This is a genomic window from Clostridioides sp. ES-S-0049-02 (assembly GCF_020658465.1).
In the GTDB taxonomy this organism is placed as follows: Bacteria; Bacillota; Clostridia; order Peptostreptococcales; family Peptostreptococcaceae; genus Clostridioides.
Map to the genome: position 1 here is coordinate 712,423 of NZ_JACVWG010000001.1, position 15,294 is coordinate 727,716.

General features: G+C 27.8%; 15 protein-coding genes. 9 read left to right on the plus strand and 6 right to left on the minus strand.

The features are described 5' to 3' along the window. The first annotated feature begins 48 nt into the window (after nucleotides 1-48). The 5 genes from IC213_RS03195 to IC213_RS03215 all read left to right on the plus strand — a co-directional run bounded on the left by IC213_RS03195 (nucleotide 49) and on the right by IC213_RS03215 (nucleotide 4,645). The gene (locus IC213_RS03195; protein ID WP_227434816.1) at nucleotides 49-546 is read left to right on the plus strand and encodes a GNAT family N-acetyltransferase; all 498 of its coding nucleotides are present in this window, start codon (nucleotides 49-51) and stop codon (nucleotides 544-546) included. 141 nt (nucleotides 547-687) lie between these two features. Then, nucleotides 688-1,002, plus strand: a complete 315-nt coding sequence (locus IC213_RS03200) for a hypothetical protein (RefSeq protein ID WP_227434815.1) — start codon at nucleotides 688-690, stop codon at nucleotides 1,000-1,002. Between the two features lie 163 nt (nucleotides 1,003-1,165). After that, on the plus strand, nucleotides 1,166-2,131 hold the full coding sequence (locus tag IC213_RS03205) for a VanZ family protein (protein ID WP_227434814.1): 966 nt from the start codon (nucleotides 1,166-1,168) through the stop codon (nucleotides 2,129-2,131). 111 nt (nucleotides 2,132-2,242) lie between these two features. Next, nucleotides 2,243-3,031 (plus strand): putative ABC transporter permease, encoded by a 789-nt coding sequence (locus IC213_RS03210; protein ID WP_227482535.1) that lies wholly within the window; start codon nucleotides 2,243-2,245, stop codon nucleotides 3,029-3,031. A 294-nt stretch (nucleotides 3,032-3,325) separates the two neighbouring features. After that, nucleotides 3,326-4,645 (plus strand): aminotransferase class III-fold pyridoxal phosphate-dependent enzyme, encoded by a 1,320-nt coding sequence (locus tag IC213_RS03215; RefSeq protein ID WP_227434812.1) that lies wholly within the window; start codon nucleotides 3,326-3,328, stop codon nucleotides 4,643-4,645. A 72-nt stretch (nucleotides 4,646-4,717) separates the two neighbouring features. On the opposite strand, the gene IC213_RS03220 is transcribed toward IC213_RS03215, so the two are convergent. The 6 genes from IC213_RS03220 to IC213_RS03245 all read right to left on the minus strand — a co-directional run bounded on the left by IC213_RS03220 (nucleotide 4,718) and on the right by IC213_RS03245 (nucleotide 10,634). Beyond that, nucleotides 4,718-5,152: a hypothetical protein gene (locus IC213_RS03220; protein WP_227482536.1), complete on the minus strand. Its 435-nt coding sequence runs from the start codon at nucleotides 5,150-5,152 to the stop codon at nucleotides 4,718-4,720. Between the two features lie 89 nt (nucleotides 5,153-5,241). Continuing rightward, nucleotides 5,242-6,618 (minus strand): [FeFe] hydrogenase H-cluster radical SAM maturase HydG, encoded by a 1,377-nt coding sequence (hydG, locus tag IC213_RS03225; RefSeq protein ID WP_227482537.1) that lies wholly within the window; start codon nucleotides 6,616-6,618, stop codon nucleotides 5,242-5,244. Beyond that, nucleotides 6,619-7,704 carry a [FeFe] hydrogenase H-cluster radical SAM maturase HydE gene (hydE, locus tag IC213_RS03230; RefSeq protein ID WP_227434809.1) on the minus strand — a complete coding sequence of 362 codons (1,086 nt, stop codon included), beginning with the start codon at nucleotides 7,702-7,704 and terminating at the stop codon, nucleotides 6,619-6,621. It lies immediately after the preceding gene. A gap of 35 nt (nucleotides 7,705-7,739) precedes the next feature. Beyond that, nucleotides 7,740-8,948: a [FeFe] hydrogenase H-cluster maturation GTPase HydF gene (hydF, locus tag IC213_RS03235; RefSeq protein WP_227482538.1), complete on the minus strand. Its 1,209-nt coding sequence runs from the start codon at nucleotides 8,946-8,948 to the stop codon at nucleotides 7,740-7,742. 14 nt (nucleotides 8,949-8,962) lie between these two features. After that, complete coding sequence (locus IC213_RS03240; protein ID WP_227434807.1) at nucleotides 8,963-9,214, minus strand: TM1266 family iron-only hydrogenase system putative regulator; 252 nt, start codon at nucleotides 9,212-9,214, stop codon at nucleotides 8,963-8,965. 379 nt (nucleotides 9,215-9,593) lie between these two features. After that, nucleotides 9,594-10,634: a M42 family metallopeptidase gene (locus IC213_RS03245; RefSeq protein WP_227830611.1), complete on the minus strand. Its 1,041-nt coding sequence runs from the start codon at nucleotides 10,632-10,634 to the stop codon at nucleotides 9,594-9,596. 482 nt (nucleotides 10,635-11,116) lie between these two features. Here IC213_RS03245 and IC213_RS03250 point away from each other — a divergent pair, with 482 nt between their 5' ends. The 4 genes from IC213_RS03250 (at nucleotide 11,117) to IC213_RS03265 (ending at nucleotide 15,112) form a co-directional block, all read left to right on the plus strand. Next, nucleotides 11,117-12,277 (plus strand): DUF819 domain-containing protein, encoded by a 1,161-nt coding sequence (locus tag IC213_RS03250; RefSeq protein WP_227434805.1) that lies wholly within the window; start codon nucleotides 11,117-11,119, stop codon nucleotides 12,275-12,277. A 342-nt stretch (nucleotides 12,278-12,619) separates the two neighbouring features. Further along, nucleotides 12,620-12,781: a hypothetical protein gene (locus IC213_RS03255; RefSeq protein ID WP_227434804.1), complete on the plus strand. Its 162-nt coding sequence runs from the start codon at nucleotides 12,620-12,622 to the stop codon at nucleotides 12,779-12,781. A 190-nt stretch (nucleotides 12,782-12,971) separates the two neighbouring features. Next, entirely contained in the window at nucleotides 12,972-13,601 is a 630-nt protein-coding gene (locus tag IC213_RS03260) for an endonuclease/exonuclease/phosphatase family protein (RefSeq protein ID WP_227830610.1), read from the plus strand. Nucleotides 13,602-13,852: 251 nt separating this feature from the next. Beyond that, nucleotides 13,853-15,112: a VanW family protein gene (locus IC213_RS03265; protein WP_227434802.1), complete on the plus strand. Its 1,260-nt coding sequence runs from the start codon at nucleotides 13,853-13,855 to the stop codon at nucleotides 15,110-15,112. Nucleotides 15,113-15,294: the final 182 nt, after the last annotated feature.

A 15,294-nucleotide genomic window follows, 5' to 3' on the forward strand; every position in this document is an offset into this window, starting at 1 on the left:
TTACAAAGAGATTAATGTAATACGTAAAATAGATATGGGGGAATAAGTATGGAACAAAAGGACTATATAGAATTATATGAAAATGAAGAACTGATAGAGATAAGAGAAGCCCGTTTAGATGATTTGGATATAATAGCGAGATTTAATTATAATTTAGCTAAAGAAACAGAAGGAAAAGAACTTGACATGGATGTTTTAACTAAAGGTGTAAGGGCGCTATTATTAGATGAAAGAAAAGGAAAATACTATGTATATACAGTATTTGATAAGGTTGTTGCACAGATTATGTATACATATGAGTGGAGTGATTGGAGAAATGGAAACTTTCTTTGGATTCAGAGTGTATATGTAGAGAAAGAGTATAGAAGAAAGAACATCTTTAATTATTTATTTAATCATATAAAAAATATGTGTGATAGAGATGAAAATATTGTTGGCATGAGATTATATGTAGAAAAAGAAAACATAAATGCAAAAGCAACATATGAGTCTTTAAATATGTATGAATGTGATTATAATATGTATGAATATGAAGTAATAAACTAGTAATGTAAATATAAGAAGTAATAAACCAATAAGATAAACTTATACTATTATTATATTAAGATTATACGTTTATCTTGGGTATATTGAGAATTGTATGAAATAAAGCAGATATTATAATTAAATTTTTTAGGGGGTATAAGTATGGGCGTTTTAAAAGTCATGTTTTATGTATTTTTGTTTTTAGATTTAGTATCAATATTCTGTTTCTTTTTTAATAAAGGCAAGATAGCATCTAATACAATTGTATTTAATGCAATAGGTGTATATACATTTGTACTTTGTTTCATGCATTTTAGTTCTTATCCAAGTAATAATATTCTTGGTAAATTTATTGCATCTCTCTTTTTTATACTTGGAGTTGCAGGAGTCATGCTTAAAGAAAAAAATTTTTTATATGCTAGATTACTTTTAACTTTGGTTATTGTTTGTTCTACACTTAAATTGTTTGTTATTTAATAAAATGTATCTATAATGAAATTTATGAAGGTCTATATTTTAAAGTATAGATCTTTTTTAATATGTTTTAATTTAACACTTAAGGAAAATTTAAGAAAATTTTAAAGGCATCTTAAATACTTGTTGGTATTATTAAAATATTAAAAGAGAGAAGGTGTTATTATTGAAAAAAGACATGTGTAGAACTTCAGAAAAATTATTATTATCAATTATATACATAATATTTTTTGTATATGTTCTAATAACTATAAGGATAATTTTATTTAAAGATATACCAATTTATGCCATTTTCAAGGGTGGATTTAGGTCTGTCAACTTAATTCCATTCTATACAGTATGGGAATTTATGACAGATAGTAACATTAGTCTTATAAGAGCTATTGCAAATATCATAGGTAATATTGGTATATTTATTCCAATGGGAATTTTTCTTCCTGTAGTATTAAAAAAATTAGATAAAAAAACTATAATTATAATAATTTCTCTTATTAGTTTAGGATTTGAATTAATACAATACATTTTGGCTATTGGAAGCAGTGACATAGATGATGTGATTCTAAATTCATTAGGTGGGATACTTGGTATTATTATTTATACAAAGGTGACCAAATTATTTCCTAATAACATTAAAAAATTCCAAGCCATAATAAGTACAAGCATAGTTTTGGGAGTAATAGGATTAGGTGTCATTGTTACAAATTACCAAAGCTTGTTAACTTTTAAACTCAAGCCAGATAAACAAGTTTCAAGAATATTAGTTGAAGAAAATAAGGAAATAATTAAAGATATAGATAAAAATGAGGGAGATATAATTGGCTCATTTGAAAGCTTTAAAAATGGTGTATTAACTATTAAGGCAGCTTGTAATAATAATATAAAGAGTCCAGATAATTTAATGGATAAGAATGGTAATATAAAAGTTTATCTAAGTAAAAATACAAAACTAATATCCTTTGTAATCACTGAAGGAGAGAATAAAGATATAATTAGATATGAAGAATTTGATGCTAAAAATTTGCCTCTGTTAAAGAAATCTGATACATTTGAGATTTGGATTGATAAGTATAATCGACCAAAAGATGAACATGGAATTACAGCTGCTAGATTATTAATCGGATTAGATGAATAGAATATCCAACAAAAAAGAATAACAAAAGTAAAAAACGAAAAAACTATTTCTACAATTATTTTTACATTATGCACAAAAATATATCAACTATTGAAGGAGTAGAGATAAATTATGGAGATAATAAAATATATTTTGTATTTTTTTATATATTCATTTCTAGGATGGGTAGTAGAAAGTGCAGGATGTTCTATAGCAAGCAAAAGGATAATCAATAGAGGTTTTTTAAATGGCCCAATATGTCCTGTTTATGGTTTTGGAGCAGTACTTGTGATATCAGTATTAGGCAGGTTTGACAATATAATTATTTTATTTTTGATAGGAATGATTTTGACTACAATACTAGAATATTTTACAGGATTTATTTTAGAAACATTATTCCATGCCAAATGGTGGGATTATTCTGACCAAAAATTTAATGTAAAGGGAAGAGTCTGTTTAAAAAATGCAATATATTTTGGAATAATGTCTGTTGTAATAATAAAATTTATACATCCCTATATAGAATACATTGTGAGTACTATTCCGTATAATATATTAATTTCAATAGTGGTAATTACGACTTTATGGACAATTGTGGATTTAATTGTTACTATCATATCACTTAAAAAATTAGACATGAAGCTCAATTTATTAGATGAAATAATTACAGACCTAAATGGTATAAACATGAAATTGGATAAGTTTGATAGAAGAGAGATACAAGCTTTATTTAAAACAATAAATAGTGAAGAGTTAGAAGCCAGAGAAAAATTAAACAAAATAAACAGTAAATTAGACCGTATAGAATCTAATATTATCTTACAAAAAAGAATTATCAAGGCTTTCCCAGATATAAAACATAAAAAACAACAAGAACAATTACAATATTTTAAAGAAATCATTAATGATAATAAAAGATGATAAGATGATTTAATTAGAAATAAATGGAAAAATAGTATTTATAAGATAATTTGCAAAGAACTCTATTATAATAGAATAGAGTTCTTTATTTTTTGGAGAAATAGAGTTGATTTGCTGAAAATAAAATATATTATCTCTGAATAACAAATATTTTGAAAATTATAAAAACATATATTGACAATTTGTGTCAAAAATACTAACATTAGTATATAAAGAATTTTATATAAAAATATCTTTATAAATTGCAATAATTCTAAAAATATAAATTTACTTAAAGAGGGGAATGATTTGCCAATGAGCGAGATAACTAGTCAAATGATAAGTACAGAAGAAAAAAAATATGTTGCTAAGACTCAAAAAATACCTTATTATCCAGTAGCATTTAAATCAGGTGAAGGTGCGATGTTATATGATTATGAAGGTAATGAGTATGTAGACTTTTTAGCAAGTGCAGGCTCTGCAAATGTAGGTCATGGAAATAAGGAAATCTCACAAGCAGTTAAAGAACAAATGGATGATATCACACAATATACACTTGCATATTTTCATAGTGATCCTCCTGTAAAGTTAGCTGAAAAGCTTGTGGAAATAGCCCCTGGAGATAATGATAAGAAAGTATTATACAGCGCAACAGGCTCTGCTTGTATAGATGCTGCTATAAAATTAGCAAGAGGATATACTGGAAGAACAAAAATAATATCTATGTGTGAATCATATCATGGAAGTACTTATGGAGCTATATCTATATCTGCATTAAGTACAAATATGAGAAGAAAAATGGGTCCATTATTACCAGAAGTTTATCACTTCCATTATCCAGATAAAAATAGAACTGCCAAAGAATGTTTAGATGAAATGGAATATGCTTTTGCACACTACTTACCAGTAGAAGAAGTAGCTGCAATATTTATAGAACCAATTGCAGGAGATGCAGGAATAATAGTGCCTCCAGTAGAATGGATTAAAGGATTAAGTAAAATATGTAAAGAAAATGGAATACTACTTATAAGTGATGAAATACAGCAAGGTATGGGAAGAACAGGTAAATGGTTTGGTATAGAAAATTTTGGTGTTGAAGCAGACCTTATAGTTCTTGGAAAATCTGTTGGTGGAGGATTACCTTTAGGAGCAGTTGTTGGAAGAACAGAAATAATGCAAAGTCTTGATGCACCAGCACATCTATTTACTTTAGCTGGAAATACAACAGTATGTGTAGCTGCTTTAAAATCTATAGAAATAATTGAAAGAGAAAATTTACTTCAAAAGAGTATAGAAATGGGAGATTATATTAAAGCAGGATTTGAAAAACTAAAAGAAAAATACGATATAATTGGAGAAATAAGAGGCTTAGGTTTATCTATAGGAGTTGATATAGTTAAAGGAAAAGGTTCTACTGAAAAACATCCAGATGCTACAGCTAAGATATGCTACAGATGTATACAAACTGGTTTGATAATGATATTCTTAGGACAATCCACTTTAAGAGTACAACCACCTTTAGTAATAACTAAGGAACAAGTAGATAAAGCAATGAGTATTATAGATTCTGCAATAGATGATTATTTAAATGGTAGAATTGGTGACGAAGTTTATGAAGTAACTCAAGGTTGGTAAAATAGATATTAAATAAAAAAGAGTTATCTCAATTTTAGAAAATAATTTCTGAAATGAGATAACTCTTTTAAGTTACCCACAAGTAAGAAGATTAGTCGATTCATTAAAGGTTATGTTTTGGGTATTACTTTTGTGAGTATTAGAAACAGTATTGCGAGAGTAGTTACTCTTACTCGAACTATCTGTCAGTTTTGTTATAATCAAAATTGCTAAAAGAATAAAAATTACTGTGTATAAAGCAATAACATATGGTTTTCTTTTATATTTGTATTTGTTATTAAAAAAAGAATGTCCATAATTATCTTTATTGACCTTATGTTTATTTATATTTGTATTCTTTTTTTTGTTATTCTTCTTTTTATCATCCTTTTTTCTATTTTTAGGGTAAGGAATGACTTTGTGTGTATCATCAAGTTTGACATTTTTATTTTTTTGAATATTGTTTTCTAGGCTAGCTTTTTTTTCTCCAAATTGAATAGTTTTATTGGTATTGTTGTTATCTTTCAATGTTAATCTCCCTCCCTTAAACTTTCCCTTTAGATAATATTACTACTAACCTATAGAATATACAATAATAATATACAACGAATAAAATTTTATAAGTATAAATCTCTTTCCCCACGTTCTAAGGCAGTCATATTGTTAGATACGATGTTTCTTATGTCTTCTCTTTCTATCTTAGATATTTCTTCAGTAATAAGTTTTTTACCCATAGCTTTAAGTTCTTCGTCACCATAATCAATTAAAAATTCATTCAATGTAGTAAGTGCATTTGGTGTGCAGACATTGTGAATTTGACGACTCTTAGCCAAACTCATAAATCTATCTCCAGTTCTACCTTTTCGATAACAGGCTGTACAGTAACTAGGGATATATCCATCAGTGATTAATTCCTTAAGGACTTCTACAGGGCTTCTGTGGTCTCCAACCTCAAATTGTTCTGTATTGTCACCATCTTCATATGCTTTATATCCACCAACACCTGTTAGAGAACCTGCACTAACTTGTGATACACCATATTTTAGTAATTCGTTTCTCATTTCAGCAGTTTCCCTAGTAGACATTATAATTCCAGTAAAAGGAACTGCCAATCTAGTTATAGCTACAATTTTTTTGAACATATCATCAGAAACTAAATGAGGGAAATTTTCTAAACTCATACCCTCAGCTTTTTTTAATCTAGGGAAAGATATAGTATGGAATCCTACACCAAATTTTTCTTCTAGGTGTTCATTATGCATCATAAGTCCTAAAACTTCAAATTTAGGGTCAGCTAGACCAAATAAAACTCCTGCACCAACATCATCAACTCCAGCTTCCATGGCTCTATCAAAAGCTGTTAAATGGTAGTAGTAATCATTTTTTATAGACTGACCATGCATCTTTATAAATGTTGGTTTATGGTAAGTTTCTTGGAATAGTATATAAGTTCCTATTCCTTTTTCTTTTAGTAGTTTATATTCTTCTACACTAGTAGCTGCTATGTTAACGTTTACCCTTCTTATGTTTCCATTTTCATTATATGTTGAATAAATTGCATCTAAGCAGTCTAATATATAATTTATATCACAATTTTTAGGGTCTTCACCAGCTTCTAAAGCAAGTCTTTTATGACCCATTTTTTCAAGTATTTTAACTTCTTCTCTTATTTCGTCCATAGTAAGTTTTTTTCTTTTAAATTTATTACATGTATTGAAACCACAGTAAACACATTCATTTACACAGTAGTTTGATACATAAAGAGGGGCAAATAAAACCACTCTATTACCATATATTTCATTTTTTATTTGCCCAGCTATACTAAATAATCTATCAAGTTGTTTTTTATCTTCTACTTCAAGAAGTGTAGCTATATCTTTATAACTAAGTTTTTCTCTTCTATCAGCCTTATCAAGTACTTTCTCAATATCATCCGAAGTTGAATTTTTTGCATCCTCTAACAAAGAATTAATAAGTTCATGTTTTATGAACATTTACAAACGCCTCCATTCAATATTATCACCACGAGAGTAGTCAACTTTAAGTCCTAGTGACTTGATATTTTCCTCTAAACTCTGGTGATATTCACAAGCTTCTTGACCAGTAAAGGCTTTGTTATCATAAAGAGAATATTGTTTTCTAAATTCTTGAGGAGAAAGGTTTGGCATAATTACATTACAACCAGCTAAAAGACCTGCATTTCTACCACTAGGGTTTATAGATGCAAGAGCTGTTGTAGCAGGTAATAAGACTTTTGGAAGTAGAAGTCTTGTAATTGAAAGCATAAGTAGTGTTTTTTCTAAATCACCATGTTTATAATCTTTAAAGATTGTATCATGATGTGGGATAAAAGGTCCTATACCAACCATATGAGGATTTAACTCTTTTAGGTATAATAAGTCACGAACAAGGTCCTCATTGCTTTGGAATGGTGACTCAACCATAAATCCAGCACCTACTTGATAACCAATTTCCTTGAGGTTTTTAAGGCATTCTTTTCTAGTTCTAAGTTCAATGTTTGGCGGATGTAATTTTTTGTAATGGCTGTCTGTAGCAGTTTCATGTCTTAAAAGATATCTATCTGCACCACTTAAAAAGTATTTTTTATAGGAGTCATAGCTTTTTTCTCCTAATGATAATGTTATAGCACAATCCTCATATTTATTTTTGATACTTGAAACAATCTCACATATCTTATCATCAGTAAAATATGTGTCTTCACCACCTTGTAAAACAAAAGTTCTGTATCCTATCTTATAACCTATATCACAACATTCAAGTATTTCATCCGTTGAAAGTCGATATCTTGTAATATTTTTGTTAGAAGATTGTATACCACAGTAGTAACAATTGTTTTTGCAGTAGTTTGTAAGTTCTATAAGCCCTCTTAAGTAGACTCTATTTCCATAGTGTTTATTTCTCATATCGCTAGCTTGCTTGTAAAGATAGTTTCTCAAATTTTGTTCAAAGTTATATTCTTCATTGTCGATATTCTCTATTAAGTATAGTAGTTCATCAAAGCTTAGTGAATTAATGCTGTAAAGTTTATCTATAAAGTATTTAATCTTATTTTTAGTCATATCTTAGTATGTATTTATTAAATATATTTAAATTTTTAGTAATTGAAAAGTTCAAGGGATCTTTCCAAAATACCTTTTGTATATGCTATTAAAATACCATAGTTTACGATAGGTACATTGAAAGATTTTGCCTTTTCTATTCTAGATAACATTCCAGCTCTATTCATCATACAAGCTCCACAGTGAACTACAAGTGCATATTTAGTTATATCTTCAGTGAAAGATACTCCAGAACTAAATTCAAAAGTAATATTTTTACCAGTTTTCTTTCTAATCATATTAGGGATTTTAACTGTTCCAATATCATCAGTTTGTCTGTGATGAGTGCAACCTTCAGCCATCAAGACCTTGTCACCATCTTTTAAATTTTCTAAAGCATAGGCACCATCAATTAATTCTTTAAGGTCTCCTTTTTGTCTAGCGAACAATATAGAAAAAGATGTAAGAGGAATATCTTTTGGAGTATCTTTATCCACTTGTGGAAATACTTGAGAGTCAGTAATAACAAGCTTAGGTTTTTTACCTAAATTAGATAGAGTTTCTTTTAAGCTATCTTCTTTTGTAACTATAGAAATTGCTCCAATATCCAAAATATCTCTTATAACTTGCTGTTGAGGAAGTATAAGCCTACCTTTTGGAGCTGCCTTATCTATTGGAACAACTAAGACAACTAAATCATTTGGCTCGATTAAATCTGATACCAATTTAAACTCATTACTGTCTTTAGGCAAAACCTTTATTATTTCATTTTTTAAATCTTCAATTCCAATTTTATCTGTTGATGAGACAGAAACAACTGGACATTTAACTTTATTTTTAGTTAAGTTTAAAATTTCAGATTGATTTTTAATTGTATCAATCTTGTTAAGTACTAAAATATGAGGTATATTTTTATCATTAAACTTTTCAATTAGTGATAAATCTTCTTTTGACACACCAATTTGGCAATCCACTACTAGTAAAGCTATGTCTGTCTTTTCTAAAATATCTAATGATTTGCTTATTCTAAGCTCACCAAGTTCACCAACATCGTCAAGACCAGCAGTATCTATAAGAACACAAGGTCCTATAGGAAGGATTTCCATTGGTCTAAATACTGGGTCTGTAGTAGTTCCAGCAATATCTGATACTATTGCAGCACTTTGATTTGTTATAGCGTTTATTACGCTAGATTTACCTGCATTTCTTTTACCAAAGAGACCTATATGTACTCTTATTGATTGTGGAGTAGAATTTAGACTCATTTGTACTCACCACCTTAAATTTCTTTTTTTGATATACTAGTTTTTACAGATACATGAGGTATATTTCCCAATTTACCAGTCAAACTATTGATAATATCCATTTCGCCAACAACTGCTATACATACAATTGAGACACCTTCTTCTTCACAAGGAATTCCCATTCTACCTTTAATAATACCTTTAAAAGTTGATACAACTTCATTAAATTTAAGCTGACATTCTTTTGGTTCTTCCAAAATAGCACTTATAACCGCAACCTTTTTCATAAATATCCTCCTAACTCAGAAAATATGTTCTTAAACAAATCCAAAATCAAAAAACTTTTCTTTTTAAAGAAAAGTTTCTACAAAAGAAAAGTTATTAATTACACAATTATAATGTGCTATATTAAACTATTTCCTTACAGATTAGATAACTCTTTTCTGGTAGGGTTAGCTTGTAAAATTTATTTTAACAACAATTAGCTAAAGAAAATTTTTATACAATTTGTGTGAATCATATAAAAATTAACTAAAGAAAATTGAAGTTACTTATATAATAGTAGTAAATCGAGATTAAGTCTATAGAAAAACCAATTTTTGTATAAAAATAAAAATAAAAATTGGTTATTTACAAAGAAATGACTTTAATAAAATATATAGTTAATTATTTTTTTAGCATGTAGTTTATAAGAAGTTTTAGAGTATTTTCAATTGCTTCTATATGAGTTCTTTCGTAGTGGTGGCTATTATTTGTTCCAGGGCCAACACAAGCTATTTGAACATCTTCTCCCCAACGAATAGCCTCTGAAGCATCTGAACCATAAAAAGTAAATACATCGACAGCATAATCTAAATTATTATCTTCTGCAACATCTACAAGTTTATTTCTTAAACTAAAATCATATAGAGATAAGTTATCTTTTGCAACTATAGTTACACCATGTTCACTAGATGTTTGACTTGGTCCAGTAGGTGCTATATCTATTGCTACAAATTCTCTAGTTTTTTCAGGTAAAGCTTTAGAGACACCATGTCCAATTTCCTCATAATTACTTATATAAAAGTTAGTAGTATGCTTAGGTATTAAGTTGTTTTCCTTAAAGTATCTAGCTATTTCAAGAACCATTGCTACAGCTGCTTTGTTATCTATATATCTAGATTTTATAAAACCAGATTCTGTAGCTTCAAAACGATGGTCTAGACATACAAAATCTCCAACATTTATTCCCAAATCCAAAATATCCTGTTTATTAAATACTTTTTCATCAAGTCTAATAATCATTGTTTCTTCATTTCTTTCAGATGCAGCTTTTGTCTGTCCATATATATGAGTAGAAGCGTATTTAAACACAACACTTCCTCTAACTTTTTTACCTTTTCTAGTTATAACAGTGCAATTTTCACCTTCTATAGCGGCCCAACAACCACCACCGACTTTATGGTATTTAAGAGTACCATCTGGTGATATTTCTTTTACCATAGCACCAAGTGTATCCATGTGTGCAGATATTGTTATTTGATTTGAATCATCTTCACCAGGAAGAGTAGCTATAAGAGCACCTTTTTTTGTAAGAGTAGTATTAAGACCCAAAGTTTCAAAATCCTTTTTGCTTTCTAAAACTGCATTTTCAGTATATCCAGCTGGACTTGGTATATCAAGATACTTCTTCATCAAATTTATAGTATTAGTTAAATTTAAATTCATATTATTTCCTCCTAAAAAATGTATATTCATACAAATTATAACATAAATACGAATGTTCTGAAAACTGTATTTGAAAGAAAAATTTCTAAATCTATTAAAAAAAATAATATATAAGGTAAAATTAATTTATATTATATGGGTTTAAGTTGAAAATAGTTTTATTGTATAAATAATAAAAATAAATAAAAAACAAATAAACAAATAAAAACAAATAAATAAAATATTTAGTTTAATTCTCTTTACAAATAAAGATTTTAGTAATAAAATAATTTTTGAAAAAGATTTTAAATTCAGACTATTCGTTTTTAAAGTAATTAATCTGTAAACCTTTATTAATATGTGTAAATAGTTGGTTATATATGTATTTAATTAGCTAAATATAAATAAAAAAGTTTATTTTAATTATTTTCATTATTGGGAAAAAATTTATTAGGAATTATAAAAAATCTGGATTACTTAGAAAAAGAGAGGGTGTGTATAATGTGATTGAAAACGGATTCGTATTTTGTAGTTTTTTAGTTGTATTTGTAGGTGGCATTTTTTACATGGTTGATAAATTAAAATGGAAGATATTCGATGTTATTAATCCAATGCTTTTAATCTATTTAGGAGCTGCTATACTTGCATCATTTGGTTTATTTGCACAAAATGAAGAAGTTGGTATCTATCAGAATATAATAACCGTAAATTTTCTACCATTAATGTTAGTATTCTTATTAATTCAATGTGATTTAAGAAAAATATTAAAAATGGGCCCTAAAATGTTATTATCATTTTTCTGTGCTACATTGACATTTATGCTTGGATTTGTTATAGCCTTTATAATTTTTAAAGGTTCAATGGGTGCAGATTCATGGAAAGTTCTTGGTGCAGCATCTGGGTCATGGATAGGTGGTTCATCAAATATGATTGCAGCAGCTAATGCTTTAGGTGTTGCAGAAGAAGGGCTTAGTTATGCAATACTTATGGGTTCTATAGGATATACAGTATGGATGTCTGTTTGTCTAATGTCTGTAAAATTTGGACCTAAATTTAACAAATGGACAAAATGTGATACAAGTTTTATAGATGAGGTTACAGCAAAGCTTGAGAAAGAAAATAAAGATAATACAGCACCTACGTTTGTGGAACTTATGACTTTATTATCTGTTGGATTTGGAGTTGCAGCATTTGCACAGATTGTATCTAAGATACTTCCAACTTCAGGCATACTTAATGAGACTATGTGGGTAGTGCTTGTTGCCTCTACAGTATCAATATTGTTAGGTATGACTAAGATATCAAAACTTAAAGGAAGTACATTAGTAGGAAATGTGTTTATGTACTTGCTTCTTGCAGCAACAGGAAGTAAAGCAAATTTCTTTGGACTATCAGAGGCTCCTGTTTACATAATGTTTGGATTAGTAGTAGTTCTTGTACATGCCATTTCATTTATAGGACTTGCAAAACTATTTAAATTAGACTTATTTACTTGTGAGGTAGGAAGTATAGCTAATATAGGTGGTGTAACTACAGCACCAATGATTGCTGGGGTTCATAATCCAGTATTAATTCCAGTAGGTGTACTTATGGGGCTTTTAGGAAATGTTATAGGAACTTATTGTGCTCTTATAGTTACTCAAATATTACATATGTTAGCTTAATGAAACTATAGTATAAAGCTAAATAATTCATATCAAAAAAGTTATTTCAATTTAAGCATAAGCTTTTATCGAAATAACTTTTTTTATTTGGCAAAATAAGTCGTTTTAAAAAGTTGTTTTGACATATTTAGTGAATAATATTGTAAAAATTACCAATAACGATATATATTTAATTTTTATATTGAATCGAACGTTTGTATGATGTATAATAAATATATAGAACGAATGTTTGCAGAACGAATGTTTTTTGAAATTATTTTAATAATTTATGAATATATATCACAATGCATAAATATATTTAAATATAAAGATAAAAAGAATTTAAAGGAGTGTTGATAACTTATGATAATTCCATCAAGAAAAATACAGGATATAACATTAACAAATTTAAAAAATGGTGAAGTGACTTTAATTGAATTAGATGAAATATATAAAAAGATGGGATTTTTATTTGTTGTAAGTGAAGGCAAATTGAAAAAAATAAAAAAGGAGAATCATCATTAAAAATGCATAAAATAAATACTATAAAATTTTGTAAAACCTAACTTATGTAGAATATAAATACTTAAGTTAGGTTTTTTTGTGATAAAATCTGTGATTACTTGAGTTTTAGAAAGCAGTACAGTGTTTTATAAACTAAAAAATAAATGAGTTTAAATCTCAAGGGCATAATACTGCATAAGAGGTGATATTAATGAAAATAGTAACCTACAATATTCATAAAGGTATGGATTCAAATAATAAATTGACATTATCTAAAATGGGAATATATTTAAAGAGCTTAAATTGTGATGTAGTTTGTTTGCAGGAAGTACTATACCCTCAATTTTTAGCTTTAAAGGCTGTTTTAAATATGGATGGTGTATTTGCTACAAATGTAAAAAAGGTAAATATGCTATATGGAATTTGTACATTTACAAAATTAAAAATATTAAACAATAATCATTTTTTTTTAACTAGTAAAAAAGAACAGCGAGGAGCACTTTGTATAACTGTAGATGATTATGGAAGAATTATAAATATTATAAATGTTCACTTAGGTTTAGATAGAGAAGAGAGAGCAAAGCAACTGGATGAAATAATAGACTATAGAAATAGATTAGTAGGAGCTGTTGTTTTATGTGGTGATTTCAATGAAAAAAATATCTCTTTAAATATGTTTAGTGATATGGCTGTTTGTCTAAATAAATCTCAGTTTGCAACCTTTGAAAAGTCAAATTCTAGGATAGATTATATTTTTGTTGATAGAAAAACTGAACTAAAAGGATATATAGTAGAGAAGATTTATTTATCAGACCATTATCCAGTAATAGGATATATTTGATTTTTAATGTAACTTAATCAATATTCGTAAATAAAGAGTAAATTTTTTATTAAGGTATAATTAAAAAAATATAATTAAAAAGTGTCAAAAAGAAATCTAATTATAAGACATAAATTTACAATAAAGTTACATTTGCTTAAATGCCTTGTTTAAAAAAAGCTATTCAAATATAATCTAAAGTAGTTTTGAAAGGGAAACTTTAATAAGCAAAATTAAGATAAATTAAGTTAGTGTTAAAATGAGGTGAATTTATGAGCAGAAGTACAACAAGGGTTTCAAAATTAGGAAAAGAAAAAAAACGAAATTTTATAATAGTGTTAGCAGTTTTAGCTGTAGCGATTGGTGTGTCTACTTATTTTTTTAACAACAAATTTCTATATAATGGGAAAATAGCTAAAAATGTATATATAGAAGATATAAATGTATCCGATATGAGCAAAGAAGAAGCATTAAAAGCTGTAACAGATAAGTATACTCCAGAAGACCTGAATCTTACTTATGATGGAAAAGATTATAAAATATCTCCAAATGATATTGATTTAAAATATAACACAGAAGAAGTTGTAAAAAATGCTTATGAGAGTACAAAAAAAGGTTCTTACTTTCAAAACTTAAAGAAGTATATTGATATAAGAATAAATAAGCTATCCCTGAAAATAGAATCTGGATATGATGAGGCAAAACTTAGTGCTCAAGTATCTTCAGTAGCAGATAGCATCAACGTTAAAATGAAAAATGCTTCAGTTAGTGTTGGAAGTGGTGGATTAAATTACACAGAGTCTGTTATAGGTAGAGAATTTGACTTGGCATCAAATAAAGAATCTATATACAACATGATAAAAAATAAAGAGCATAAGCCTTTAGAACTAAAAGTAAACCTTCAAAAACCAGATATAACGACAGAACAAGTAAAATCTGTGAATTCTGTTATAGGTCAATATTCAACAACATATTCTCAATCTGTATCAGGTAGAGCATATAATGTGGCATTGTCAGCAAGAAAAACTAGTGATGTTTTACTAATGCCAGGTGAAGAATTTTCATATAATAAGCTTACAGGGCCTAGCAATAAAGCTAATGGTTACAAAGATGCACCAGTTATAGTTTATGGAAAATTAGAGCAATCAGCAGGTGGAGGTGTTTGTCAAACATCTTCAACAGTTTATAATGCAGCTCTTCTTTCAGGTATGGAAATAACACAAGTTACAAACCACTCATCTGCATCTACTTATGTACCAAGAGGTAGAGATGCTACGGTAAGTGATGGAGGATTAAATTTAAAATTTAAAAATCCATATAACCATCCTGTATATATTAAAAATTATGCAGGTGGAGGAAGTGTATCATCTATAGTATATGGCAATTCTGGTGATAAACCAAATATATCTATAGAAGTAAAAAACACTGGAAAAGATAAATATTCTACATATAGGGTGTATAAAGACTCAAATGGAAAAGTCATAAAAAGAGAACATATATCAAATAGTTCTTATAAAGAATTGAAAAAATAGATTATTTTTTAGCTTAATATTGAATTGATACAAAAAACAAGAGAGTTGATAACTCTCTTGTTTTTTGTATAAGAGTAGACTTACTAATTGTCGTTTTGATATTAGAATCATTAATATATAGAAAATATTCCTATATATTGGTATAATTATAAATAGATTTAGTTATATAAAATGTATGAGGA

What these genes read in the sequence shown, in the direction of transcription:
- IC213_RS03195 (WP_227434816.1), top strand. Translation starts at nt 49, where the DNA reads ATGGAACAAAAGGACTATATAGAATTATATGAAAATGAAGAACTGATA.
- IC213_RS03200 (WP_227434815.1), top strand. Translation starts at nt 688, where the DNA reads ATGGGCGTTTTAAAAGTCATGTTTTATGTATTTTTGTTTTTAGATTTA.
- IC213_RS03210 (WP_227482535.1), top strand. Translation starts at nt 2,243, where the DNA reads ATGGAGATAATAAAATATATTTTGTATTTTTTTATATATTCATTTCTA.
- IC213_RS03215 (WP_227434812.1), top strand. Translation starts at nt 3,326, where the DNA reads ATGAGCGAGATAACTAGTCAAATGATAAGTACAGAAGAAAAAAAATAT.
- hydG (WP_227482537.1), bottom strand. Translation starts at nt 6,618, where the DNA reads ATGTTCATAAAACATGAACTTATTAATTCTTTGTTAGAGGATGCAAAA.
- hydE (WP_227434809.1), bottom strand. Translation starts at nt 7,704, where the DNA reads ATGACTAAAAATAAGATTAAATACTTTATAGATAAACTTTACAGCATT.
- hydF (WP_227482538.1), bottom strand. Translation starts at nt 8,948, where the DNA reads ATGAGTCTAAATTCTACTCCACAATCAATAAGAGTACATATAGGTCTC.
- IC213_RS03240 (WP_227434807.1), bottom strand. Translation starts at nt 9,214, where the DNA reads ATGAAAAAGGTTGCGGTTATAAGTGCTATTTTGGAAGAACCAAAAGAA.
- IC213_RS03245 (WP_227830611.1), bottom strand. Translation starts at nt 10,634, where the DNA reads ATGAATTTAAATTTAACTAATACTATAAATTTGATGAAGAAGTATCTT.
- IC213_RS03255 (WP_227434804.1), top strand. Translation starts at nt 12,620, where the DNA reads ATGATAATTCCATCAAGAAAAATACAGGATATAACATTAACAAATTTA.
- IC213_RS03260 (WP_227830610.1), top strand. Translation starts at nt 12,972, where the DNA reads ATGAAAATAGTAACCTACAATATTCATAAAGGTATGGATTCAAATAAT.
- IC213_RS03265 (WP_227434802.1), top strand. Translation starts at nt 13,853, where the DNA reads ATGAGCAGAAGTACAACAAGGGTTTCAAAATTAGGAAAAGAAAAAAAA.